Genomic DNA, 21,113 nt, shown 5'->3' on the forward strand with positions numbered 1-21,113 from the left:
GGCTTGTGCTTCTTCTGGGGCATTCCAACGTCCTCTCTACGGCTCAATAGCCTACTTCAGGGAGGACCACTTTCCAGGGGGCAGGCCATAACTGGCAGGCGCGGATTCGCAGGAAATATCAAAATTCGGGGGTGGTGCAGCCAAGGCGTGGATATCACACCGCCACGCGCTGCCACTCCGGCCCGAGTTGATGGCGGAACCACGTCATCTGCCGCTTGGCGTATTGCCGCGTCGCCGCCTTGGCCCGCGTGACGGCCTCCTCCAGGGTCATTTGGCCGCCGAGCGCTGCGGCAAGCTCGCGCATGCCGATCGCCTTCATCGCCGGCATGGAGGCGGGTAGGTCGAGGCTCAGCAGTGTCTTCACCTCCTCCAGCACGCCGGCCTCCATCATACGGTCGAAGCGATCGTCGATACGGCTGGCCAGCGCCTCACGATCCGGCTCCAGCACTAGCTTGCGCGCCGTGGCGTTGTCCACCAGCGGCGGGGAGCGGTCCGCCTGCCACGCACCGAGCGGCTTGCCCGAAGCCTCCAGCACCTCCAGCGCCCGCACGATGCGCTGCCCGTCGGAAGGGCGGATGCGTGCCGCCGCTTGCGCGTCGGATCGGCCAAGCACTTCATGCAATGCCGCCGCCCCTTCTTCCGCAAGGCGCTGCCGCCAGCGCCGGCGGACGGTGGGCGGAATGTCCGGCATGGGCGAAAGCCCTTGCGTCAGGGCACGGAAATAAAGCCCCGTGCCACCGACAAAGATCGCCGGCCGCCCGTCAAGCTCTTCACTGTCGCAAAGGGCCTCCACGTCGCGCAGCCACTGTCCGGTGGAGTACGGCGCGCCCGGATGCACATGGCCGTAGAGGCGATGCGGCGCGACGGCAAGGTCTTCGGCACTCGGCCGCGCCGTCAGCAGCGACAGGACGGAATAGACCTGCATGGAATCAGCGTTGACGATCACCCCGCCCGAACGTCTTGCGATATCGAGCGCTTGCGCCGACTTGCCGCTCGCCGTGGGGCCGGCTATCAGGGTCGCACCTTTCAGCACGATTTTCCGGCCGGCCGCAGCGGACCCTCCCATGACCCTTGTCGCAACCCTTATCTCCAATCCCAAGGCTCGCTCGCTGAGCCGTTCCACGGCGAATAGGATAACCCGGGCGCTCGGTGCAAGCCGCTTCGAGTGGCTTGCCGCCGACGTCGCCTGCGATATCGCGCTGCCCGAAGGCCTCAACGCGCATGCAGCCGAGCGCATCGCGCGCGCCGTGCTCGAGAGCCTGCCCGTGGACGTGGCCGTGCAGCCGGCCGAGGGAAGAAGGAAGAAGATGCTGATCGCCGACATGGACTCCACCATGATCGACCAGGAATGCATCGACGAACTGGCCGATGAGATCGGCATCAAGGAAGACGTCGCCACCATCACCAGCCGCGCCATGAATGGCGAGATTGCCTTCGAGCCGGCTCTGCGTGAGCGTGTGGCGCTGCTCAAGGGCCTCGAAATGACGGTTATCGAGCGCGTGATAGAGGCTCGCATCACGCTCGCCGCCGGCGGGCGCGAGCTTTTGGCGACCATGAACGCGGCCGGCGCCTACACGGCACTGGTCTCCGGCGGCTTCGACATCTTCACCGGCCGCATCGCGTCCATACTTGGTTTCCGCGAGCACCGCGCTAACCGGCTGATCGAGCAGGACGGCAGGCTCGCCGGCCTCGTCGCCGAACCCATTCTCGGCCGCCAGGCGAAGGCCGACGCGCTCGTTGAAATCACCGCCAGGTTGAAGCTGCACTTGAGCGAGACGATGGCCGTCGGCGATGGCGCCAACGATCTCGACATGCTGCGTCTTGCCGGCGCAGGCGTGGCGCTGCACGCCAAACCTTCCGTGGCGGCCGAGGCCGGCATCCGCATCGATCATGGCGACCTCACCGCCCTCCTCTATCTGCAAGGATACCGCCGCGAGGAGTTCGCTCAGTGACGCCGATCATCGCGACGAGCCGTCTCATCATCCGCAACTGGGCTGACGGCGACCGCGCGCTCTTCCACCGTATCAACGCGGACGACCGGGTGATGGAATTCTTCCCCTTCCGGCGCGATCGCACGGCCTCCGACGCCTTTCTCGACTGGCTGCGCAAGGATATCGCCGAGCGTGGCTTCGGCTTCTGCGCAACGGAGCTGAGAAAAACCGATGAGTGCATCGGCTTTGTCGGCTTGCACCAGACCACCGGCATCTCCTCGCTGCCGCCTGGCACGGTGGAGATCGGCTGGCGGCTGGCGCCTGAATTCTGGGGCAAGGGTTACGTGACGGAAGCCGCCAAGGCCTGGCTCGATTTCGGCTTCAAGACGCTTGGGCTCGAGGAGATCGTCTCCTTCGCCGTCTGGAACAACATGCGCTCCGTTGCCGTGATGAAGCGCATCGGCATGCGCGCGCTGCCAGAACGCGACTTCGACCACCCCTCGGTGCCCGACACCCACCCCCATCTGAAGCGCCACGTCTTCTATCGCATAACGCGGGATGAGTGGTCGGGCTCACAGGTGTAAATTGGAAATCAAGATGGTCCGCGCCCTTCACGCCCCTCTCTGTCCTGAGCTTTGTCGAAGGGCCGGACAGAAGGGGCGCGAAAGGTCGCGGCGGCAATCGGACTGTAAAACTAGACATTCACCACGAGGAAAAAAACCTAATCCATCCGCAGCGTCACGAAGCGCAACTCACCCGAGGGCGAGGCCAACATGAGCAGGGCATTCTTGCGGCCCTGCTCCTTCAGGCTGTCGATCTGGTCCAGAACGTCCTGCGGGGCGGATACCGATTGCAGGGCGATCTCGACGATCACATCCCCTGCTTGCACGCCCTGATCGGCGGCCACCGATCCATCTTCCACCTCCGACACCAGCACGCCGTTGACGTCCTCGGCGAGCCCGAACTCGCTGCGGCCCTCCTCGTCGAGCTCGGCGATGGTCATGCCGAGAACCTTGGCGGTGGCGACAGGGGCTGATTCCTCGCTCTCCTCCTCCGTGGCGGACGCGACGTCCTCGTCCTCCTCCAGGCGGCCCAGCTCCACCTGCACAGTCTGCTCCTCGCCCTTGCGCAGGATCTCGACATCGACCTTCTTGCCTACCGGGCTTTCTGCGACGATGCGGCGCAACTCGCGCACATCCTTTATCTTCCTGCCGTCGAAGCCGACGATGATGTCGCCCGCCTGCAGCACGCCATTGTCGGCGGGTCCGCCCTTTTCGATACCGCTGATCAGCACGCCGCTGGCCTCGTCGAGACCGAGGCTCTCGGCGATCTCTTCCGTCACCGGCTGGATGCGCACGCCGAGCCAGCCGCGCCTGGTCTCGCCGAACTCGCGCAGCTGACCGACCACGTTCACCGCGAGGTTCGACGGGATTGCGAAGCCGATGCCGATGGAGCCGCCGGTGGGCGAGATGATGGCGGTGTTGATGCCGATGACCTCGCCGTCCATGCTGAAGAGCGGGCCGCCGGAATTGCCGCGATTGATGGCTGCATCGGTCTGGATGTAATCGTCATAGGGTCCCGAGCCGATCTGTCGGTTTTGCGCCGAGACGATGCCGACGGTCACAGATCCGCCGAAGCCGAAAGGATTGCCGATGGCCATCACCCAATCGCCGATGCGTATGGCCTCCGAATCGCCGAATTGCAGCTCCTGAAGGGCCCTGCCCTCCGGATCGATTTTGAGCACGGCGATGTCGGTCTTCGTGTCGACGCCGATCAGTTCCGCCGTCCTCGTCTCACCGTCGGCGAAATTGACGATGATTTCGGCGGCCCCGGTAATCACGTGGTTGTTGGTGACGATGATGCCTTCCTCGGCGTCGACGACGAAGCCGGAGCCAAGCGAGGAGCCGGGATTGGGCATCTGCGGCTGTTGATCCTGGTCACCGAAGAACTCGCCGAAATATTCCTCGAAAGGCGACCCTTCCGGCAGCTGTGGCATCGGCACGCGCCCGGGACCGCGCCGCGATACGTTTTGGGTGGTGGAAATATTGACCACCGCATCGAGCAATCGCTCGGCCATATCGGCGACCGAGGCCGGCCCACGTGTCCGCGGAGCAGGCGTGGACATTTGTCCCTCCGGCGCTGGCGTCTGCGCGATGCTGGACGCCGGCACACCAAAGACGACGGCAGCAAGGGCGCCCGCCGTCAGCAGCCGGCACACGGCACGAAGCGATTTCGGCAAAGGCATCTGGCAATCTCCCGCTGGTCCGATCAGGGCCGTACGATCCGGCGCGAATGAGGCGTGTTTGCGACGAGATATAACCTTAAAAGGACGCTCCGCCAGCCTCCAAAGCCTCACATGCCGTACAAAAACCTGTGTCAGCCGCGCACCAGCCAGACGATGAGAACGCCGGCAGCCATCACCACCAGGCCGACGCCCCGCATCGCGCCCTCCGGCATGTCGATCACGTCGGCCGCCAAGCGCTTCGCCAATCGCGGCAGTCCACCATAAAGCAGCCCTTCGAAAACGAGGACGAGGCCGAGGGCGGCGAGGAAGTCGCTCACCGCCTCTGCCCACATCGTCTTGCCGCTGTCATGCTTCGCCCCATGGGCACGCTCCGGCTACTGCGCGGCTTCGCGCAGCGGGCCTTCCGGCGCCGGCGTCTCTACCGCGCCCGTCAGCGGCCCCGCGTCCTCATCTCTCGGCGCCTGGTCTGTGCCCAGACCCTGGGCATTACCGAAGAAGCGGAAGAACTCCGTGTCCGGGCTCAGGAGCATGGTCGTGCCAGCTGGGTCGAGCGCCTGACGATAGGCCGCCATCGAGCGATAGAAATCGAAGAACTCCTCGTCGCGCTGGAAGGCGTCTGCGAAGATCGCGTTGCGCTCAGCCTCGCCTTCGCCTCGCAGGATTTCGGACTCACGCTGCGCTGCGGCGAGAATCTCCACCACCTCACGGTCGGCGCGCGCGCGGATGCGCGCCGCCGCTTCGCGGCCGCGGGCGCGCAGGCGCTCGGCCTCGGCCAGGCGCTCGGCCTTCATGCGGTCGTAGGTCTGCTGCGAGACTTCCGCCGTGAGATCCGTGCGGCGGATGCGCACGTCCTCGATCTGCAGGCCCAGAGAAGCAGCGGCGGGACGCAGGCCCTCCGCCACCTCGCGCATCATCGAGCCGCGCTCCTCGGAAAGAGCGGCCTCGAAGCCACGCAGGCCGTAGACGCGCCTGAGTGCGGCATCGAGGCGGGTTCTCAGCCGTTGCTCGGCCTGCGTCAGGTTGCCGGAGACCGTCTGACGGAAACGCCGCGCATCCTCGATCGAATAGGCGACAAAGGCGTCGACCTCGTAGAACTTGCCCCCCGACACCTGGACGCGGATATCATCGAGATCGAAGCGCAGCACCCGATCCTCGATGATCTGCACATTGTCGGCGCCGGCGAAGGCGAACGGCAGCTTGAAGTAGAGGCCGGGCTCGCGCTCGACCTTCACGATCTCGCCGAAGCGCAACACGATGGCCTGCTCGCGCTCGTTGACCACAAAGATCGAGGAAAAGCCCAGGAACAGGACGATGACGGCGAGAACGACAATGAAGGGAAGACGGTTCAACATCAGTTATTTCCCCCTTGCGCCTGGCTGCCGATTTGCGCCGGGTTGTTCTGGACAGAGGGGGGTTGCGCCCGCCCGCGCAATTCGGGCAGCGGCAGGTAGGGGATCACGCCCTGCCCGCTTCCCTGCTCGACAATCACCTTGTTGGACCCGCGCAACACATTCTCCATCGTCTCCAGGAACAGGCGCTTGCGCGTCACCTCCGGTGCCTTGGCATATTCATCGTAGACGGAGACGAAGCGCTGCGCCTCACCTTCCGCCTCCTGCACGACGCGGTTCTTGTAGGCGGCGGCCGCCTCGCGGATTCCCGCCGCTTCGCCGCGCGCCTGGCCAAGCTGCTGGTTGGAATACTGATTTGACTCTTCGACGAAACGGTCCTCGTCCTGTTCGGCGCGCTGCACCTCGTCGAACGCGTCGGCCACCTCGCGCGGCGGGGCCGCATCCTCGATCGACAACGCATTGACCGCCAGGCCCGCACCGTATTCGTCGAGCGCCGACTGGACGATGGCGCGCACGTCCTCGGCGATGCCTTGGCGGTCGTCGCGGAAGATGTCCTGCGCCGGGCGCCGGCCCACCACCTCGCGCATGGCGCTTTCGGCGACCTGTCGCAGCATGCCGTTCGGATCATCCACGTTGAACAGATAGGCGGCAGGATCGGCCACTTGGTAGGCGACGGAGAACTTGACGTCGACGATGTTCTGGTCGCCGGAAAGCATGAGGCCCGAGGAGCTGCCGCCGCGGATTTCGCCGATGTCCACCAGTCGCTCGGCGATGGACGCCTTCTCGACCGTCTCGACCGGCCACCAATGGAAATGCAGACCCGGCTCGGAAAGCTCGGCCTTGGGCTTGCCGAAGCGCAGTTCGACCGCGAGCTCGTCCGGCTGCACCGTGTAGACGGATTTGAAAAGCCATAATCCCAGCAGCGCCAGGGCGATCAGGCCGAACATCGCCGGGCTCGGCCCGCCGCCGCCGGGCAGCGCGCGCTTCAGCCGGTCCTGGCCGCGCCGGATGATCTCCTCAAGATCGGGAGGCGAACCTTGCGGTCCGCCCGGCCCGCGTGGCCCCTGATCCCACGGTCCACCGCCGTTTCCGCCGCCCCACGGGCCGCCGCCACTCTGATTGTTCCAGGGCATTATCGTTCCTTTTCCTTGAGCGCGCCGGCCACGCGCCGACGTTCCCCTGCGTTCTGTTATAGGGAGCAAGACGCACCCTTTCAACGCGAGGGAGCATCCATCCGGACGCCGCTTTGCGCCGCCATGCGCTGTTCTCAGCGGGCTGGACCGTTCTCCTCCGCTTCAAAGAGCCGAAATTTAAGGCTCCTCGCTACTGACGCCGTTGGTAGACGACATAGCGCGTCGGGTAAATGTCCTTTTCGCCCCCCGGAACGGCTTCGCTTGAGACAACCTGCCACAGATCGGGGTCGATCTCGGCGAAGGTGGCATCCCCCTCGACCTCGGCTTCGACATGGGTGACGTGGAGCATATCGGCGCGGGCCAGCGCCTGGCGGTAGATTTCGCCGCCGCCGATGACGCAGATTTCCTCTGCGTCGCCCGCCCGCGCCCGTGCTTCTTCCAGCGCCTTGTCGAGCGAACCCGCCGTCACTGCCCCTTCCGCTGAATAGGCGGGATCGCGTGAGATGACGATGTTGAGGCGTCCCGGCAGCGGCCGGCCGATGCTCTCCCAGGTCTTGCGCCCCATGATAACCGGCTTGCCCATGGTGAGCGCCTTGAAGCGTTTCAGATCGGTGGAAAGGCGCCACGGCAGCCCGCCTGCCCGGCCGATGACGCCATTCTTCGCGATGGCGACGACAAGGACGATCTTCATGCCCTGCTCCAGGCTCCTTTGTCTGCCGAAACCGCCATTTCACACGGCAATCGGCGCACGGATCGTCGGATCGGCCACGTAACCTTCCAGCCGGAAATCCTCATACCGGAAGGCGAAGAGATCATCGACCTCCGGGTTGATCCACATTTGCGGCAGCGGCTTGGGTTTGCGCTTCAACTGCTCGCGCGCCTGCTCGAAGTGGTTCTGGTACAGATGCGCGTCCCCCAGCGTGTGGACGAAGTCGCCAGCCTCAAGCCCGGTCACCTGGGCGACCATCATCGTCAGAAGGGCGTAGGAAGCGATATTGAAGGGCACGCCGAGGAAGATGTCGGCCGAGCGCTGGTAAAGCTGACAGGAAAGCCGCCCCTCGGCCACATGGAACTGGAACAGGCAGTGACAGGGCGGCAGCGCCATCTCGTCGACCAGCGCCGGGTTCCATGCCGTCACCACATGACGGCGCGAGTGAGGATTTTCCCGCAAGGATTTGAGAAGATTCGCGATCTGGTCGACGTGCCCACCGTCGGGCCCGGGCCAGGAGCGCCATTGCGCACCGTAGACAGGGCCGAGATCGCCGTTCCCATCCGCCCATTCGTCCCAGATGGTGACCCCGTGCTCGTTGAGGTAGCGGATGTTGGTGTCGCCCTTGAGGAACCACAGAAGCTCGTGGATGATGGATTTCAGATGCAGCTTCTTGGTGGTGGTGACCGGAAAGCCCGCTTGCAGGTCGAAGCGCATCTGATAGCCAAAGACGCCACGCGTGCCGGTGCCGGTGCGGTCGTCCCGGTCGACGCCGTTCTTAAGGACATGAGCAAGCAGATCAAGATATTGGCGCATTGGGAAGCGGGGCCGAATCGGGTTGTTTCACGAGCCCATATTAGGACGAACGGGCGCACGGCGAAACGCCTGCGCCATCTCGGCCCCGCGATAATACCGCCTGGGGTGTGTTGAGATTCAGACCAGGGCGAGGCGAAAATGGCGATCTTCGAAAACCGGAGCGCAGTGTACATACGGGTACATGAGCACCGGCCTATGCCGGCCGTAGCCCTTCCTGGAGCGCTGGCGCTCGTGAAGGCTTCGGCCGGCGAAGGCCGGAAGCGCAGAAAATCGCCATTTGCAGCCCGCCGTGGACTGAATATCGGCACACCCTAAAGTGCGGTAAGCTTTCCCAAATGCTTGGCAACCAGATAGTAGAAGGTGACACGGCTCTTGGAATTGTCGCCGGCCATGGTCTCGCAAACCATCTCGATGATGGAGTCGCACCGGGCGCTGTCGGTCTCGCCGAATTTCTTCTTGCACCATTTCTCGCGCACGCGGGCGAGTTCATCCGGATCGCTGCAGGACACCAGCGAGGAGTCCCGGTTGCGCAGCGCGATGCCGAGATGCTTGACGATCTTGTCGACCGTTTCGGCGGTGGCGGTCGCGTCGTATTTCTGAACGTCGGCGAGATAGTCAGCCATGGTCTGCACCCTCCTGAAGCTAACGATGCCCCTCCCCCTCGGCACTTGGAGCATGCCCCTCGCACCATGGCGGCCCCCGCCAATGAAACCATCCGGAATACGCTGGGCCAAGTCAACGAAAAACAACTGGGTTTTCGCCTTCCCGCCCTTCCAATGCCGCATTCGCACGCCTATATTGGGCGCGTCAGCCTCGTGCTGACTATGGCGATAAACGGCCGATGGAATAAGCCATTCGGACCCGGGGGCGGTACCCGGCGCCTCCACCAGAAACCGCCGGCCCAAGTGACGCGAAGGGCGGCTTCTGATGGGGGCGAAACAGGATCGACGAGGGTGTAAAGATCGGACTTTCGCTCGGCATGGTACCACCGTTATCGGGCTAAACTTATAGTTGCCAACGACAACTATGCGGAAGCACGTCTCGCCGCGTAAGCGGTGCGATAGCTTCAATTCAAGCCTCAGGCCGTCGCAGGTCTGAGCGGGGTTCGGAGGCACCTGGCAACAGAAGCCTCCACTTCCCTCCCCTCAAAATCTTCCCATCCCGCAATCGACCGAACGCCTCGGCGTGGCCGATGCTCGTCGCATGGTCCGCCGGCGCATGCCATTTCCAGTGGAGAACCATCCATGCTGCCGTGCCATACGCACAATCTCTTCGTCGTCACCGGAGGCCCCGGCGCCGGCAAGACGACCCTTCTCGAAGCCTTGCGGCGCACCGGCCTTGCGGTCGCTCCGGAGGCCGGCCGCGCCATCATCCGGGCCCAGCGTGCCATCGGCGGCCTGGCCGGACATGACCGCGATCAGGCGCTCTATGCGGAACTGATGCTCTCCTGGGAACTGCGCTCCTACGAGGCGGCCCGTGCGGCCGGCGGCATCCACCTGTTCGACCGCGGCATTCCTGATCTGATCGGCTATTTTCGGCTGATCGGCCTGCCCCTGCCGCTCCATATGCGCAAGGCAGCGGAAATGTTCCGCTACCACAAGACCGTCTTCATCCTCCCGCCCTGGCCGGAGATCTACGTTCAGGACGATGAGCGGAAGCAGACGATCGAGGAGGCCGAGCGGACCTACGAATCTATGCGCGCGGCCTACGAGGAAGCGGACTACACGCCGGTGCACGTACCGCCGGCGCCGGTCGAGGAACGCCGGGATTTCGTGCTTGCCGCCATTGAGGCAGCGTACCGGCCGTGAAGAAAGGGCGCGGCCGTCCGCGCCCCTTCATCGCTATTCGGCGGCTGCCGGGGCTGCCTCGCGGGCGCGCCCGAGCGTAATCTGCGTCATCGCCAGGGCGATCACCGCGCAGGCGGCGATTCCGGTGACCATCGGCAGCGGGGTCCCGTCGAAGAACTGCCCGGCGATCGCCATGGCGACCGCCCCCGTGGCGAAGTGCAGCGTGCCCATCAGCGCAGAGGCCGTACCGGCGATCTCGCCATGGTCGTCCATCGCCAGCACCGAGGTGGAGGGGATGACGAGGCCGAGGAAGCCGTAGCCGACGAACAGCAGCGCCGCCATGACCCACAGCGGCTGGAAGCCCGACGCCATGACCGCCAGAAGGGTGACCATGGAGGTGGCGAAACCGGCAACCGCAACGCGCACCACGCGCCTGAGGCCAAATCGCTCCGTCAGCGTCCCCGTCAGCTGCGACATGGCGAAGAAGGCCACCGCATTGATGGAAAAGAACACGCTGTAGAGCGACGGCGACAGGCCGTAGTGGTCGATCAGCACGAAGGAGGACGAGGCCAGATAGACGAAGAAGCTGGCGATACCGAAGCCGCCGATCAAGGAAAGCCCCAGGAACTTGGCGTTCCCCATCAGAAAGCGGTAGCCGGCAAGCGCGCTGCCGAACGAGCTGCCGACGCGCAGTTCCCGCGGCCTGGTCTCCTTCAGCGCCGTCGCAAGCAGCACGGTCGCGAGCACGGCGGCAACCGTCACCGCCCAGAAGACGGCGCGCCAGCCGAACGCCTCGATGATCACGCTGCCGGTGAGCGGCGCCAGGATCGGCGAGATGGAGAACACCAGCATCAAAAGCGACATCAGCCTTGCCGCTTCCACGCCGGTGTGCAGATCACGCACCACCGCGCGCGGCACTACCATGCCGGCGGAAGCACCCAGACCCTGAACGAAGCGGAAGCCGATCAGCCATTCGATATCGGCTGCAAGCGCCGAGCCGACGCTGCCGATGACGAACAGCACGAGGCCGAGATAAAGCGGCGCCTTGCGACCGACCATGTCGGAAATCGGACCGACGACGATCTGCGCGAAGCCCATGGCGAGAAAGAATACCAGAAGGCTCATCTGCACGGCCGCCGTGCCGGCATTGAGATCGGCGCCGATGGACGGCAAGGCGGGAAGATACATATCGATGGCGAACGGACCCACGGCGGTCAAAAGACCAAGCACGATGGCAATACGGAGGAATGCAACGGTCATGGCTTCATCTTTCCAAAAAATAAGGCGTCCGCCGTCGGGGCGTTCACCTTAAGGACGCTGCGCATGCGGAGAATCCGACGTCCTCCCGAGCCGGCTCCTCCAAAAGATGCCTAACTTTTTAGACAGTCTTGTCTAATTCGTCAATCAGGCTTATATAGTTTGCATGAAGTTCCGTACGTCTCCTGACATACTCCCGCCACGCGGGCATCCGGCCAAACGGCAGTCGATCATTGACGCAGCGGCGGCGGTGTTCTGCCGCGAGGGATTCGCGGGAGCCAATATAGATCTGGTGGCCGCCGAAGCCGGTGTCTCGCGCCAGACGGTCTACAATCATCATGGCGACAAGGAGAAGTTGTTCGCCGCCGTCGTGGCCGACATCACGGAGCGCTGCAACGCGCGCGCCTTCTCCGTACTCAGCACTTTTCCGGACAATCCCGAAGATCTGGAAGCCGATCTTACCGTCTTCGCCATGCGGCTCAACAAGAGCTGCATATGGGGTCGCGACGGCAGGTTCCTGGCGAAGCTGATCCATGCCGAGGGCGAGCGCCATCCCGAGCTCTTCGAGACCTGGCGCAGGGAAGGTCCCGGCAGGGTCTGGTCGGCGCTTGCCGCGCGTTTCGCGCGGCTGGCCTTTGCCGGGCATCTCGACATCGACGATCCCGACCTCGCCGCACGGCAGTTCCTCGCCCTGGTCAACGTCGACCTCCACATCCCGTGGCTGTTCGGCGAGACGCTGAGCGAAGAGGAGCAGTCGGCGAGCGCGGCCCGCGCGGTGCGCACCTTCCTGCGCGCTTATGGCCGCAAGTGTGAAGTCGCCGCCAATGCGCTCGAAGAGGTGCATGAGGCCTGAGCCTCTCCTTTCCTTCTTGAAACGATGCCCTTTATCCGGTTTACGACCGCGCGAAGCTTGATTAGAGCTAGGCGGTAAGACTGCCACACGATTTGAGGACATCTGCCACGCCCATGCCCGACGACCGCATCCGCTACGACATTCTTGTCCAGGAGGCCGCGCGCGGCGTCATGCGCAAGGTGCTGCAGGAGACCGCGCGCGCCGGCCTTCCCGGCAACCACCATTTCTTCATCACCTTCATGACCGGCGCACCGGGCGTGCGCATCTCCAGCCGTCTGAAGGAGCGCTACCCCGAGCAGATGACCATTGTCATCCAGTACCAGTACTGGGACCTGAAGGTGAGCGAGAAAGGCTTCGAGGTGGTGCTGTCCTTCGCCGACACGCCGGAGAAGCTGGAAGTCCCGTTCTCCGCCGTGCGCGGTTTCTACGACCCCTCGGCGAATTTCGAGATGGAGTTCGACGATCTGAAGCCGGACGCCGAGCCTGAGGCCGAACCCGAGGAAGCAGCATCGGAGGGCAAGGCCCGGCCGCGCTCCGTCGCCAAAAGCAAATCCCCCGCCAAGAGCGCTGTCTCCAAGAGCAAAGAGAAGCCTGAAGAGGCGGAGAAGGATGAAGCCAAGGGCGCCGACGTCGTATCGCTCGACGCTTTCCGCAAGAAATAGCCGGTGGCACCTCCACAAAAACGCTCGGTGACCATCCGCGGCCACCGGACGAGCTTTTCGCTCGAAGACGCCTTCTACAGGGAGCTTGAGCGTCTCGCCCGCAAGCGCGACCTCTCCCTCGCCGCCCTTATCGTCAAGATCGACGCCGCGCGGACAGGCGACACCAACCTGTCCTCGGCGCTGAGGCTCTATGTGCTCGTCGAAGTGAAGCGGGAGGCGGATAGAATGTAGCGGGAGGTGTGTCCGCTACCGCGGCCCGAGCAGCTCCAACAGCCTTTCCACCGTCAAATCCTCCGTGCGGAACACCGGTTCCGAACGTGGCTCGCCGCCGCCGTTAGAGCGATTCTCCTCCGGCTCTTGCACGGGCGGGGAAAGCGGTGTGCGCTCGATTGCGGAGCCTGAGCCGCCGTCCATTGGCGGCGCCACCTCGCGCCGGCGGCGCTCCTCTTCCGCCGCCCGCCTCTCGGTCTCCAGCCGCCGCGCCTCTTCCGCACGTTGGCGTGCCTCCTCTTCCTGACGCCTGCGCGCTTCCGCTTCCTGCTGTTGCCGTGCGCGCTCCTCCGCGGCCTTTCGCTGCCGTTCCGCCTCGCGCTCCAGGCGGACCCGCTCGGCTTCCTCCGCTGCGCGTTCGGCCTCCAACGCCGCGAAATAACGCATCTCCCGGCGCAGGCGCTGACCTTCGAGCAGCAGCGCCTGCATGTGCTCGACCCGCGCCTGCTCGCGCTCCAGCGCCCGCTGGGTGAGGAACTGCGCCAAGGGCTCGATGTCGAGCTGGAACTCCGCCGCGCCCGGCGGCCCCTGGGCGGCGAAACGCACCATCGGATCGGACCCCGCCACTGCCTCGCGCCCCGCCTCGTAGGTGAGGCTGCCGGAGGCCGAGACCGTCCGGTCGCGGAAGTCGGCGGCAGCTTCCGCGCTCATCAGCGCCCCCTCGGTTGACAGTTGCACGGGCGGCGTGCGCGCCACGCCGTTGGCGACCGAGAAGGCAAGCTCGGCAGCGCCCGCCCGGAATGGCCCCCCACGCACGAGCTCCGGCGCAAAATCCGCGACCTGTGAAGCGTCGATCTCGGCACCAAGGGTATCGGCGCGCGCCAGGATTTTCGGCAGAGCCCGCGGATCGAGCTTGTTGATCGCCAGGTCCTTCAGCGCCGCCGAACCGGAGCCGGCAAGCGACGCGGCCATCCCGTTCACCGATTTGCCGTTGGCCGTCAGGCTGGCGCTGAGGTCGGCGTTTCCGGCAATACCCGCCCCCGGCAGGAGCGTCTGCAGTGCAGCGTCGCTAAGGGCAAGCTGGGCGCTAAAGAGGCCGGTGCCTTGGTTGTTGGAGAGCTCGGCAAGGCCTTCGACCGTGCCGCCGAGAAGCTTCGCCGAAAGGCCCGAGACGGCAAGCCCGTCCGCATCGAGCCTCAACCGCAGCGAAGCCTCCTGCGCCGTCGCCGCATTGCCGAGCCACAGCGTCTCGGCGGCAAGCTCCACATCGGCGGAGAACGGCGCGCTCACGCCCTGCTGGAAAGGTGTCTCTGGCCAGGCATCGCCGTCGCCGCCGAAGGCCGCGCTGCCCACCACCATCTCCGCCGCCAAGCCCAGGTCGAGTGCGCCCAGACGCAGCGCGCCCGTGAGATGCGGTTTGCCATCCCTGAGCGTGCCGTTGAGATCGCCGCTGACGACGCTATCGGCGACGCTGCCGGCAACGCCGCTGACGACGGCGAGGCCCTCGCCATAGTCGATATCGGCCGCAAGCTTCGCCGGCAGTCCGTAGCCGAAACCGGGCAGCGAGATGCCGGCGGCAGCAAGCCACGGCTCAAGGTCATCGGCCTCAAGCTGCGCCCTCCCGAGGACGGAGACATCCTCGTCCTGCGGTGTGACATCGCCTTTAAAGCGCGCGGAAAATCCTTCACCGGAAAAACGGAAGGCGGTTTCCAGCCCCCCTGCGAGTGTGCCGGTAGCCGAAAGCTCCGCTTCCGCCGCACCCGCAAGGCCCAGCGGCAAGGCCGGCAGGCCAAAGAGCGCATAGAGCGATGCCGCCTCCTCGTTGCGCCCGGTGAAATTGGTGGTGAACCTTGCCTCGTCAGCCTCGGACAACGCGCCCTCGCCCGAGACGGAAAGGCTGAAGACGGTGCCGCCCGCCTCCCCTTTCGCGCTCACCGCAAGTCCCGCGGATTCGCCGCCATTGTCGGTCGCGCTGGCGACGATATCCAATTCCGCATCTTCCAGCAGGCCGGGATAGAAAGCAGCACTCCGGTTGAGCGCGGACAACAGCCGGTTGTCGGGAAAGCGCTCGGCAAAAAGGCCCACCAGCGGCGCCAGGTCGACCGCCACAACCGCCGCGTCCAACCTGCCTGTGGGCGCCTCACCGATGCCGCTGATCTGGCCCGTGGCGCTGATATTGGCCCCTGCCAGACCGCCGATTGTCAGCCGGTCGATCTCCAGTTCGCCGGCCCTCAGGCGGAGTGCGGTATCCAGCCGTTCCGCCGTCAGCCCCTCGGCTGAGACGGGCCCTGCGACGACCTCCAGATCGACGTCATGGTCGGCAAGCCGGTTGCGGCCTGCCGCGTCGACGAAGAGCGAGGCGAAAGCCCGCATTCCGTCGACATCCAGCCGGTCGCCGGTAAGCGACAACGCCAAGGAGGGTCGCGCGTCGGCAGGGCTTCGTCGGTCAACGACGCCGCGAAAGCGGGCGTCGCCCAGGATGAGCTCCAGATCGTCGAAGCGCTGCCGCTCCGCCGTCAGCGCCACGTCGGCGCTGAAGCCGGCCGCCGGCAGGCGCCGAATCACCTCGTCCACGTCCTTGGCGAGCCAGGCGGCAAAACCCGATGGCTGTCCCACCGCGAGCACGAGGTTGCCGTTAAAGGCGAGGTCGTCAGCGGTGGCAAGCAGGCCCTCCCCCTCGAAGCGCGTGCGGCCGGGCAGCGTGGCGGCAAGCGAATCGATCTTCCAGCCCCTTTCCTCCGGCTCGGCGCGAACGCGGATATCGCGGATGGTCGTGTCGCCGGCGACGATGGCGGGCAGATTGACGGCGATCACGCCGGGAATGGTCGGCTTGGGAAGGCCCGTGACGAACCCGGTGAGCGCGGCGAAACGCTCGTCGGCCGAAAGGCCCGACATCGCGCCACCCTCCTCCTCCGGTCCGCCGAAGCGGATCTGGGCGCCGTCGGCCGTGATCGAGAAGGAGGGTTCGGCTCCCAATTCCACCACCGCCTCGCCTTCGGCCATATAGGGGTTGACCTCCGGCCCCGTCTCGAAGCGGAACTCCTCCACCTCGAGCCGCTCATGGTTGAGCGCGAAGCGGCCGGTGACCCGATTGCCCGGGTTGTCGGCCTGCGCAGGGGCATCGGCCGCATCTCGTGTTTCGGGCCGCACTGTGCGCAGGCGAAAGGTGCCGGCGTAGAGCCCCTCGCCTTCCACGAATTGCGCTTGACCGTCCGTCTCCAGCGACAGCGGGTAGTCCCGCGGTTCAGCGGAAATCCGCACGCGCATACCCCCCTCCTCGCTCACCGTTCCGGTGGAGGCGGAAAGCGCCACGGGCATGCCGTCGACGGCGAGCGCCCCATTCACCCGCCAGGGGCCCGCCAGCGAGCGTGCCGAAAGCTCGGTATCGATGTCGCTGAGCTGGATGGTGCGCCCGCTGGCCTGCTGGTGGATGGCGATGATGCCGTCGCTGATGGTTACCTTCTCCAGCGTCACCTGGTGCGGATCGAAGGGCGATGACGGACGCATAGCCCAGTCGATACTCCCCGAGGGGCCGATCTCAAGGCTGGCGCTCGGCCGCACCAGCCGCATATCGAAGATCAGAAGCTCGCCGGAGAGGAACGGCGCCAGTTCCGCGTCCATGGAGAACTCGTCGATCGTCATGGCCGCCTCGCCCGGCTGTCCCCCGGCAACCACGACATCGGTGAAGGTGACGGAGGGAAAAGGCAGAAGCCGCGCTCGCGCCGCGCCTTCCACCCGCACCTCTCGGCCGAGGATGCGGCCGGCCTCGCGCTCGAAATCGTCGCGGTAGTTCGTCCAGTTGATGAAATAGGGCGCCACCAGCGCCGCCGTCAGCGCCAGCACCACAAGACCGCCAATAATGACGAAGAGCCGCGCCAGTTTTCACCTCCGTTTGCGCGTGGGGGCTTCCATTGCCGTTCCGCGCCCTATGTCGCCCCGAGCCCGCCTGCCGGCCGGAGGAGGCGCGAAGGGGCGAAAGCATTTTCCGCCAGGTTACCCGACCTCGATGCCCATAAAGTGGCCAGCACCCCGGTTACTCGCCCACGATCCCGATGATCTTTCCCGGATTCATGATGTTGAGCGGATCGAGCGCTTTTTTGATGGCGCGCATGACGTCCACGCCCTCCGCCCCATGCTCCTCCTCCAGATAGCGCATCTTGCCCTGCCCGATGCCGTGCTCGCCCGTGCACGTGCCTTCCATGGCAAGCGCCCGCCTGTTGAGACGCGAGACGAATCCTTCCGCGCGGGCGATCTCTTCCCTGTCCTCCATGTCCATCAGCACGGTGACATGGAAATTACCGTCCCCCACATGGCCGACAATGGGCGCGATCAGCCCGGTCTCCGCGATGTCGGCCTCCGTCTCGACGATGCATTCGGCAAGCCGCGAGATGGGCACGCACACGTCCGTTGCCAGTGCCTTCGTGCCGGGCCTCAGCGTGAAGCCCGCCCAATAGAAGTCGTGCCGGGCCTTCCACAGCTTCTGGCGCTCCTCCGCCTCGCGCGCCCAGTTGAAGGGGCCGCCCGAGAACTCGCCCGCGATCTCGCCGAACATCTGCGCCTGCTCGGCGACACCGGCATCCGTACCGTGGAATTCGAGGAACAGGCAGGGTGTCTCCGGATAATCGAGCTTGGAATAGCGGTTGATGGCCTGCATGCCGAGCGCGTTGACGAGTTCCATGCGGGCAACGGGGATACCCATCTGGATGGTGGTGATGACCGCCTGACAGGCGGCCTCCACGCTCGGGAACGGGCACACGCCGCCGGAGATCGCCTGGGGGATGCCGTAGAGCTTGAGCGTCAGCGCGCAGATGACGCCGAGCGTGCCTTCCGAGCCGACGAGGAGCCGCGTCAGGTCGTAGCCGGCCGAAGACTTGCGCGCCCGCCGCGCCGTCGTCACCGCCCTGCCGTCCGCCATCACCGCCGTTACCGACAACACGTTCTCCCGCATCGTGCCGTAACGCACGGCGTTGGTGCCGGACGCCCGTGTCGCCGCCATGCCGCCGAGGCTGGCATTTGCGCCGGGATCGATGGGGAAGAAGAGGCCGGTGTCGCGCAGATAGTGATTCAATTCCTCACGCGTGATGCCGGGCTCCACCGTGCAGTCGAGATCCTCCTGGTTGACGGCGAGCACCCTATTCATACGCGCCATGTCGAGGCATATGCCGCCGGCCGGCGCGTTGACGTGCCCTTCCAGCGAGGAACCGACGCCGAAGGGGATAACCGGCACGCGGTGCTCCGCGCAGATCCGCACAGCCTCTTGCACCTCCTCGAGGTTTTCGGGGAAGAGCACGCCATCCGGCGCCTGATTCGGGATGTAGGTGGTGGTGTGGCCGTGCTGCTCGCGCAGGGACTGCCCGGTCTGCAGCCGCTCGCCGAAGCGCGCGCCGAGCTGTTCCAGCACCCGCGAAATCCCGCTTTCGTTGCGCTCGATCTTCGCCACCGCCGCCACGGCCATGTTTTTTCTCCTAAAATCCGCCTCCCGCCCTTGTGGAGCAAAAGGCTTTCCGTTTCTATCCCGAGTCTCCAGCAAATCGTCGCATTGTCCAGTGGCGATCGGTCCAGTGGCGATCGGCCCAGTGTTGATCGGCCCAGTGTTGATCGGCATTGCAAGGGAAAGGAGCAAGACGGGTGGGCGGACCGCATATCTCCAGTGTCTTCGACGTCGAGGAAGGCTGGATCGACTACAACGGCCATATGAACATGGCCTATTACGCGGTGCTGTTCGATCGCGCGTTCGATGAGGTCTCCGTTGCGCTCGGCATGGGGCCGGACTATGCGAAGGCGCGCCGGCTGACCACCTACTCGGCCGAAGTCCACATCTGCTATGTACGCGAGTTGCATCTGGGCGACCGCGTCACCGTCTCCTGGCAGCTTCTCGACCATGACGAGAAGCGGCTGCGCTCCTTTCAGGAGATCCGCCATGTGGACGGCTGGCTCGCCGCCACATGCGAATGCCTTACACTGCATGTGGACATGAGCGGCCCGAAAGTAGCCCCGTTCCCTCCGGACGTGATGGAGAAGGTGGAGCGGCTTGCCGCGGCCCATGCCGGCCTGCCCGCGCCCGAGCGTGCCGGCCGCGCCATCGCCATCCGCCGGCGGGCCTGACGGACCGATGGCGCCGCGGCTTGTCTCCCGGCTTCCACGCGTCGTCGTCTCCTGGGTCGAGCCGAACCTGCGCGCCTTCATGGAGACGCGCCAGCCCTTCGTCTGGCTGATCGCGCTGGCGATCGGCATCGGCGTGGCCATCGCCGCTATCGTCTTCCGCGAATTGATCGGCATCTTTCAGCTTCCCTGGCTCGGCACCCGCTCCGAACGTGTCTATTCGAACGCCGTCACGCTTCCCTGGTACTGGATCATGGCCGGCCCCGTCGTCGGCGGGCTTCTCGTCGGGCTGCTTCTCATCGGGCTCAGGGCGCGGCGCACGGGTGCCGTGGCCGATGTCATCGAAGCGCGGGCGCTCGCCGGCCGCAAGCTTTCGCTGCGCGACGGGCTGCTTTCCGCGTTCATTACCGCGCTCTCCTTGGGATCCGGTGCCAGCGCCGGGCGCGAGGGGCCGGTGGTGCATCTGGGCGCCGTGCTGGCCACCGCCATCGGCGGGCGCGCCGAACTCCCCGAATGGTGCCGCCGCACGCTGCTCGGTGCCGGCGTGGCGAGCGCCATCGCCGCCTCCTTCAACGCGCCGATCGCCGGCGTTCTGTTCGCCCACGAGGTGATCCTCGGCCACTACGCCATGCGCTCCTTCGTGCCCATCGTCATAGCCTCGACGGCGGGCGGCGTGGCCTCCCGGCTTTGGTTCGGCAATGCGGCGGCCTTCCTCGTCCCCCACTATGCGATCACATCCTTTTGGGAGTTCCCCGCCTTCGTTCTGCTCGGCGTGACAGCGGCGGTGGTCGCCATCCTGTTCCAGTTGGCGCTGTTCATCGCCGAGTTCACGGCACGCGGCACACGCATCCCGCTATGGCTGCAGCCGATGGCCGGCGGCGTCCTGGTCGGTGCCATCGCACTCGTCTTCCCGCAGGTGCTGGGCGTCGGCTACGAGGTAACGGATATGGCGCTGTGGCAGCGGCTGCCCCTCATCACGATGCTAATGCTGATCGTCGTGAAGACGATCGCCACGGCGATCACGCTTGGCGCCCGCTTCGGCGGCGGCATCTTTTCGCCGGCCCTCTATCTCGGCGCGCTCACCGGCGGCTCCTTCGGCGTCATCGCCGCCTCCGTCTTCCCCGACATGGCCTCGAGCGGCGGCCTCTATGCCATCCTCGGCATGGGCGCGGTCGCCGGCGCCGTCCTCGGCGCGCCCATCTCGACCACGCTCATCGTCTTCGAGCTGACAGGCGGCTACACGCTCTCCATCGCTCTCCTGCTCACCGTCGCCGTCGCCCACGGCATCACCCAGGCGATCCACGGCCACTCCTGGTTCCACTGGCAGCTGGAAATGCGCGGCCTGTTCATCCAGGAAGGCCCGCATCGCGCGCTCGGCCAGGTCACCCGCGTGATGGACTTCATGGAGCCGCTGGCCGACGACGCCGAACCGGAGCGCCACGATCCACAGGAAGATACGCCCGCGCTCAAGCCCACGGACACACTGGAAGCGGCCCTGCGCGCCTTTGACCAGAGCGGCCACACCCGGCTACCCGTGGTCGACCCCAAGGACGAGACCCGCATCATCGCCTTCGCCACCCACATCCGCGCGCTGCGCTCCTTCAACAAGGCGCTGGTGCAGCTCAGCGAGGAAGAGCATCGCTGAGGTCCCAGAGCAATTCAGGAAAAGTGGCAACCGGTTTTCCGTCCGGAATTGCGACAAGACAATGAGCCTGTTAACCGGCGCTTAACCACAACCTCCTTTGCACAGCTTACCGCCCCGCCCTTCCTTGAAGCGCCCGGTAGGCGTTTCAGAATTCTCCCAACGCTCAAATTGATTCGCCCACCGCCCGGCGGCACCAGGGAGACAGTCTTGAAGGTCGATGTGAAACGGATGTCCGAGAGGCTTGCCCGTGACGCGAGCGTAAGCGACTACGAGGTCTGGCGCGCCCTGAAGGCGCTGGACGAGGAGCTTTACCAGATCGAGACGCAGCGCGACCCTATCCCCATCGACCTCGTCTTCGCGCGTGCAATCCTGCGCCGAGCACAGGAAGCGCGGGGCTGCCCCTAGGCAGCCCCT

The 21,113-nt window shown here is 65.5% G+C and carries 20 protein-coding genes and 1 other RNA gene; 10 read left to right on the forward strand and 11 right to left on the reverse strand.

Annotated elements, in window-relative coordinates; translation table 11 throughout:
- Window positions 1-154: 154 nt before the first annotated feature.
- A complete protein-coding gene (miaA, locus tag GM910_RS22850; protein WP_159591964.1) occupies window positions 155-1,066 on the reverse strand; it encodes a tRNA (adenosine(37)-N6)-dimethylallyltransferase MiaA in 912 nt (303 codons plus the stop codon).
- Between miaA and serB the strand changes: the two genes are divergently transcribed.
- Both serB and GM910_RS22860 read left to right on the forward strand, forming a co-directional pair.
- A complete protein-coding gene (serB, locus tag GM910_RS22855; RefSeq protein WP_159591967.1) occupies window positions 1,065-1,952 on the forward strand; it encodes a phosphoserine phosphatase SerB in 888 nt (295 codons plus the stop codon). The genes miaA and serB overlap by 2 nt on opposite strands.
- Window positions 1,949-2,515, forward strand: a complete 567-nt coding sequence (locus tag GM910_RS22860; RefSeq protein ID WP_159591969.1) for a GNAT family N-acetyltransferase — start codon at window positions 1,949-1,951, stop codon at window positions 2,513-2,515. The genes serB and GM910_RS22860 overlap by 4 nt, the downstream gene beginning before the upstream one ends.
- A 137-nt stretch (window positions 2,516-2,652) precedes the next feature.
- Here GM910_RS22860 and GM910_RS22865 read toward each other — a convergent pair whose 3' ends face one another.
- The 7 genes from GM910_RS22865 to GM910_RS22895 all read right to left on the reverse strand — a co-directional run bounded on the left by GM910_RS22865 (window position 2,653) and on the right by GM910_RS22895 (window position 8,806).
- Window positions 2,653-4,176: a DegQ family serine endoprotease gene (locus GM910_RS22865; protein WP_159591972.1), complete on the reverse strand. Its 1,524-nt coding sequence runs from the start codon at window positions 4,174-4,176 to the stop codon at window positions 2,653-2,655.
- Window positions 4,177-4,307: 131 nt separating this feature from the next.
- Window positions 4,308-4,493 carry a DUF2065 domain-containing protein gene (locus GM910_RS22870; RefSeq protein WP_159591975.1) on the reverse strand — a complete coding sequence of 62 codons (186 nt, stop codon included), beginning with the start codon at window positions 4,491-4,493 and terminating at the stop codon, window positions 4,308-4,310.
- Window positions 4,494-4,550: 57 nt separating this feature from the next.
- Window positions 4,551-5,528, reverse strand: a complete 978-nt coding sequence (gene hflC / locus GM910_RS22875; RefSeq protein ID WP_159591978.1) for a protease modulator HflC — start codon at window positions 5,526-5,528, stop codon at window positions 4,551-4,553.
- The gene (hflK, locus tag GM910_RS22880) at window positions 5,528-6,658 is read right to left on the reverse strand and encodes an FtsH protease activity modulator HflK (RefSeq protein ID WP_159591981.1); all 1,131 of its coding nucleotides are present in this window, start codon (window positions 6,656-6,658) and stop codon (window positions 5,528-5,530) included. Before hflK ends, hflC begins: the two co-directional genes overlap by 1 nt.
- A 190-nt stretch (window positions 6,659-6,848) precedes the next feature.
- Window positions 6,849-7,349, reverse strand: coding sequence for a dihydrofolate reductase (locus GM910_RS22885; protein ID WP_159591984.1), 501 nt, complete (start codon window positions 7,347-7,349; stop codon window positions 6,849-6,851).
- A 39-nt stretch (window positions 7,350-7,388) separates the two neighbouring features.
- A complete protein-coding gene (locus GM910_RS22890) occupies window positions 7,389-8,183 on the reverse strand; it encodes a thymidylate synthase (protein WP_159591987.1) in 795 nt (264 codons plus the stop codon).
- A 311-nt stretch (window positions 8,184-8,494) separates the two neighbouring features.
- Window positions 8,495-8,806: a DUF2853 family protein gene (locus GM910_RS22895; RefSeq protein ID WP_159591990.1), complete on the reverse strand. Its 312-nt coding sequence runs from the start codon at window positions 8,804-8,806 to the stop codon at window positions 8,495-8,497.
- Window positions 8,807-8,950: 144 nt separating this feature from the next.
- Between GM910_RS22895 and ssrA the strand changes: the two genes are divergently transcribed.
- Together ssrA and GM910_RS22905 are read left to right on the forward strand one after the other, a co-directional pair.
- Window positions 8,951-9,319, forward strand: a transfer-messenger RNA (tmRNA) gene (gene ssrA / locus GM910_RS22900).
- 108 nt (window positions 9,320-9,427) lie between these two features.
- Window positions 9,428-9,991 (forward strand): AAA family ATPase, encoded by a 564-nt coding sequence (locus GM910_RS22905; RefSeq protein WP_159591993.1) that lies wholly within the window; start codon window positions 9,428-9,430, stop codon window positions 9,989-9,991.
- Window positions 9,992-10,024: 33 nt separating this feature from the next.
- Here the strand turns inward: GM910_RS22905 and GM910_RS22910 are convergent, their stop codons facing one another.
- Window positions 10,025-11,230, reverse strand: coding sequence for a multidrug effflux MFS transporter (locus GM910_RS22910; protein ID WP_159591996.1), 1,206 nt, complete (start codon window positions 11,228-11,230; stop codon window positions 10,025-10,027).
- A 163-nt stretch (window positions 11,231-11,393) separates the two neighbouring features.
- Between GM910_RS22910 and GM910_RS22915 the strand changes: the two genes are divergently transcribed.
- The 3 genes from GM910_RS22915 to GM910_RS22925 all read left to right on the forward strand — a co-directional run bounded on the left by GM910_RS22915 (window position 11,394) and on the right by GM910_RS22925 (window position 12,973).
- Window positions 11,394-12,080 (forward strand): TetR/AcrR family transcriptional regulator, encoded by a 687-nt coding sequence (locus tag GM910_RS22915; RefSeq protein WP_159591999.1) that lies wholly within the window; start codon window positions 11,394-11,396, stop codon window positions 12,078-12,080.
- 113 nt (window positions 12,081-12,193) lie between these two features.
- Complete coding sequence (locus tag GM910_RS22920; protein WP_159592002.1) at window positions 12,194-12,742, forward strand: SspB family protein; 549 nt, start codon at window positions 12,194-12,196, stop codon at window positions 12,740-12,742.
- A gap of 3 nt (window positions 12,743-12,745) precedes the next feature.
- Window positions 12,746-12,973 (forward strand): ribbon-helix-helix domain-containing protein, encoded by a 228-nt coding sequence (locus tag GM910_RS22925; RefSeq protein WP_159592005.1) that lies wholly within the window; start codon window positions 12,746-12,748, stop codon window positions 12,971-12,973.
- Between the two features lie 15 nt (window positions 12,974-12,988).
- Here the strand turns inward: GM910_RS22925 and GM910_RS22930 are convergent, their stop codons facing one another.
- Both GM910_RS22930 and GM910_RS22935 read right to left on the reverse strand, forming a co-directional pair.
- Entirely contained in the window at window positions 12,989-16,831 is a 3,843-nt protein-coding gene (locus tag GM910_RS22930) for an AsmA family protein (protein ID WP_159592029.1), read from the reverse strand.
- A gap of 154 nt (window positions 16,832-16,985) precedes the next feature.
- Entirely contained in the window at window positions 16,986-18,407 is a 1,422-nt protein-coding gene (locus GM910_RS22935) for an FAD-binding oxidoreductase (protein ID WP_159592008.1), read from the reverse strand.
- Between the two features lie 239 nt (window positions 18,408-18,646).
- On the opposite strand from GM910_RS22935, the gene GM910_RS22940 reads away from it, so the two are divergent.
- The 3 genes from GM910_RS22940 (at window position 18,647) to GM910_RS22950 (ending at window position 21,104) form a co-directional block, all read left to right on the forward strand.
- A complete protein-coding gene (locus GM910_RS22940; protein ID WP_159592032.1) occupies window positions 18,647-19,057 on the forward strand; it encodes a thioesterase family protein in 411 nt (136 codons plus the stop codon).
- 7 nt (window positions 19,058-19,064) lie between these two features.
- Entirely contained in the window at window positions 19,065-20,699 is a 1,635-nt protein-coding gene (locus tag GM910_RS22945) for a chloride channel protein (protein WP_159592011.1), read from the forward strand.
- A gap of 207 nt (window positions 20,700-20,906) precedes the next feature.
- Complete coding sequence (locus tag GM910_RS22950) at window positions 20,907-21,104, forward strand: hypothetical protein (RefSeq protein ID WP_159592014.1); 198 nt, start codon at window positions 20,907-20,909, stop codon at window positions 21,102-21,104.
- Window positions 21,105-21,113: the final 9 nt, after the last annotated feature.

Source organism: Chelativorans xinjiangensis (assembly GCF_009812055.1).
Classification (GTDB): domain Bacteria; phylum Pseudomonadota; class Alphaproteobacteria; order Rhizobiales; family Rhizobiaceae; genus Chelativorans; species Chelativorans xinjiangense.

Bases quoted from the DNA above. Each gene is read 5' to 3' on its own strand.
- GM910_RS22865 (WP_159591972.1), bottom strand. From the start codon at position 4,176: ATGCCTTTGCCGAAATCGCTTCGTGCCGTGTGCCGGCTGCTGACGGCG.
- GM910_RS22885 (WP_159591984.1), bottom strand. From the start codon at position 7,349: ATGAAGATCGTCCTTGTCGTCGCCATCGCGAAGAATGGCGTCATCGGC.
- hflK (WP_159591981.1), bottom strand. From the start codon at position 6,658: ATGCCCTGGAACAATCAGAGTGGCGGCGGCCCGTGGGGCGGCGGAAAC.
- GM910_RS22920 (WP_159592002.1), top strand. From the start codon at position 12,194: ATGCCCGACGACCGCATCCGCTACGACATTCTTGTCCAGGAGGCCGCG.
- GM910_RS22945 (WP_159592011.1), top strand. From the start codon at position 19,065: ATGGCGCCGCGGCTTGTCTCCCGGCTTCCACGCGTCGTCGTCTCCTGG.
- serB (WP_159591967.1), top strand. From the start codon at position 1,065: ATGACCCTTGTCGCAACCCTTATCTCCAATCCCAAGGCTCGCTCGCTG.
- miaA (WP_159591964.1), bottom strand. From the start codon at position 1,066: ATGGGAGGGTCCGCTGCGGCCGGCCGGAAAATCGTGCTGAAAGGTGCG.
- hflC (WP_159591978.1), bottom strand. From the start codon at position 5,528: ATGTTGAACCGTCTTCCCTTCATTGTCGTTCTCGCCGTCATCGTCCTG.
- GM910_RS22915 (WP_159591999.1), top strand. From the start codon at position 11,394: ATGAAGTTCCGTACGTCTCCTGACATACTCCCGCCACGCGGGCATCCG.
- GM910_RS22940 (WP_159592032.1), top strand. From the start codon at position 18,647: ATGAACATGGCCTATTACGCGGTGCTGTTCGATCGCGCGTTCGATGAG.
- GM910_RS22910 (WP_159591996.1), bottom strand. From the start codon at position 11,230: ATGACCGTTGCATTCCTCCGTATTGCCATCGTGCTTGGTCTTTTGACC.
- GM910_RS22895 (WP_159591990.1), bottom strand. From the start codon at position 8,806: ATGGCTGACTATCTCGCCGACGTTCAGAAATACGACGCGACCGCCACC.
- GM910_RS22935 (WP_159592008.1), bottom strand. From the start codon at position 18,407: ATGGCCGTGGCGGCGGTGGCGAAGATCGAGCGCAACGAAAGCGGGATT.
- GM910_RS22890 (WP_159591987.1), bottom strand. From the start codon at position 8,183: ATGCGCCAATATCTTGATCTGCTTGCTCATGTCCTTAAGAACGGCGTC.
- GM910_RS22905 (WP_159591993.1), top strand. From the start codon at position 9,428: ATGCTGCCGTGCCATACGCACAATCTCTTCGTCGTCACCGGAGGCCCC.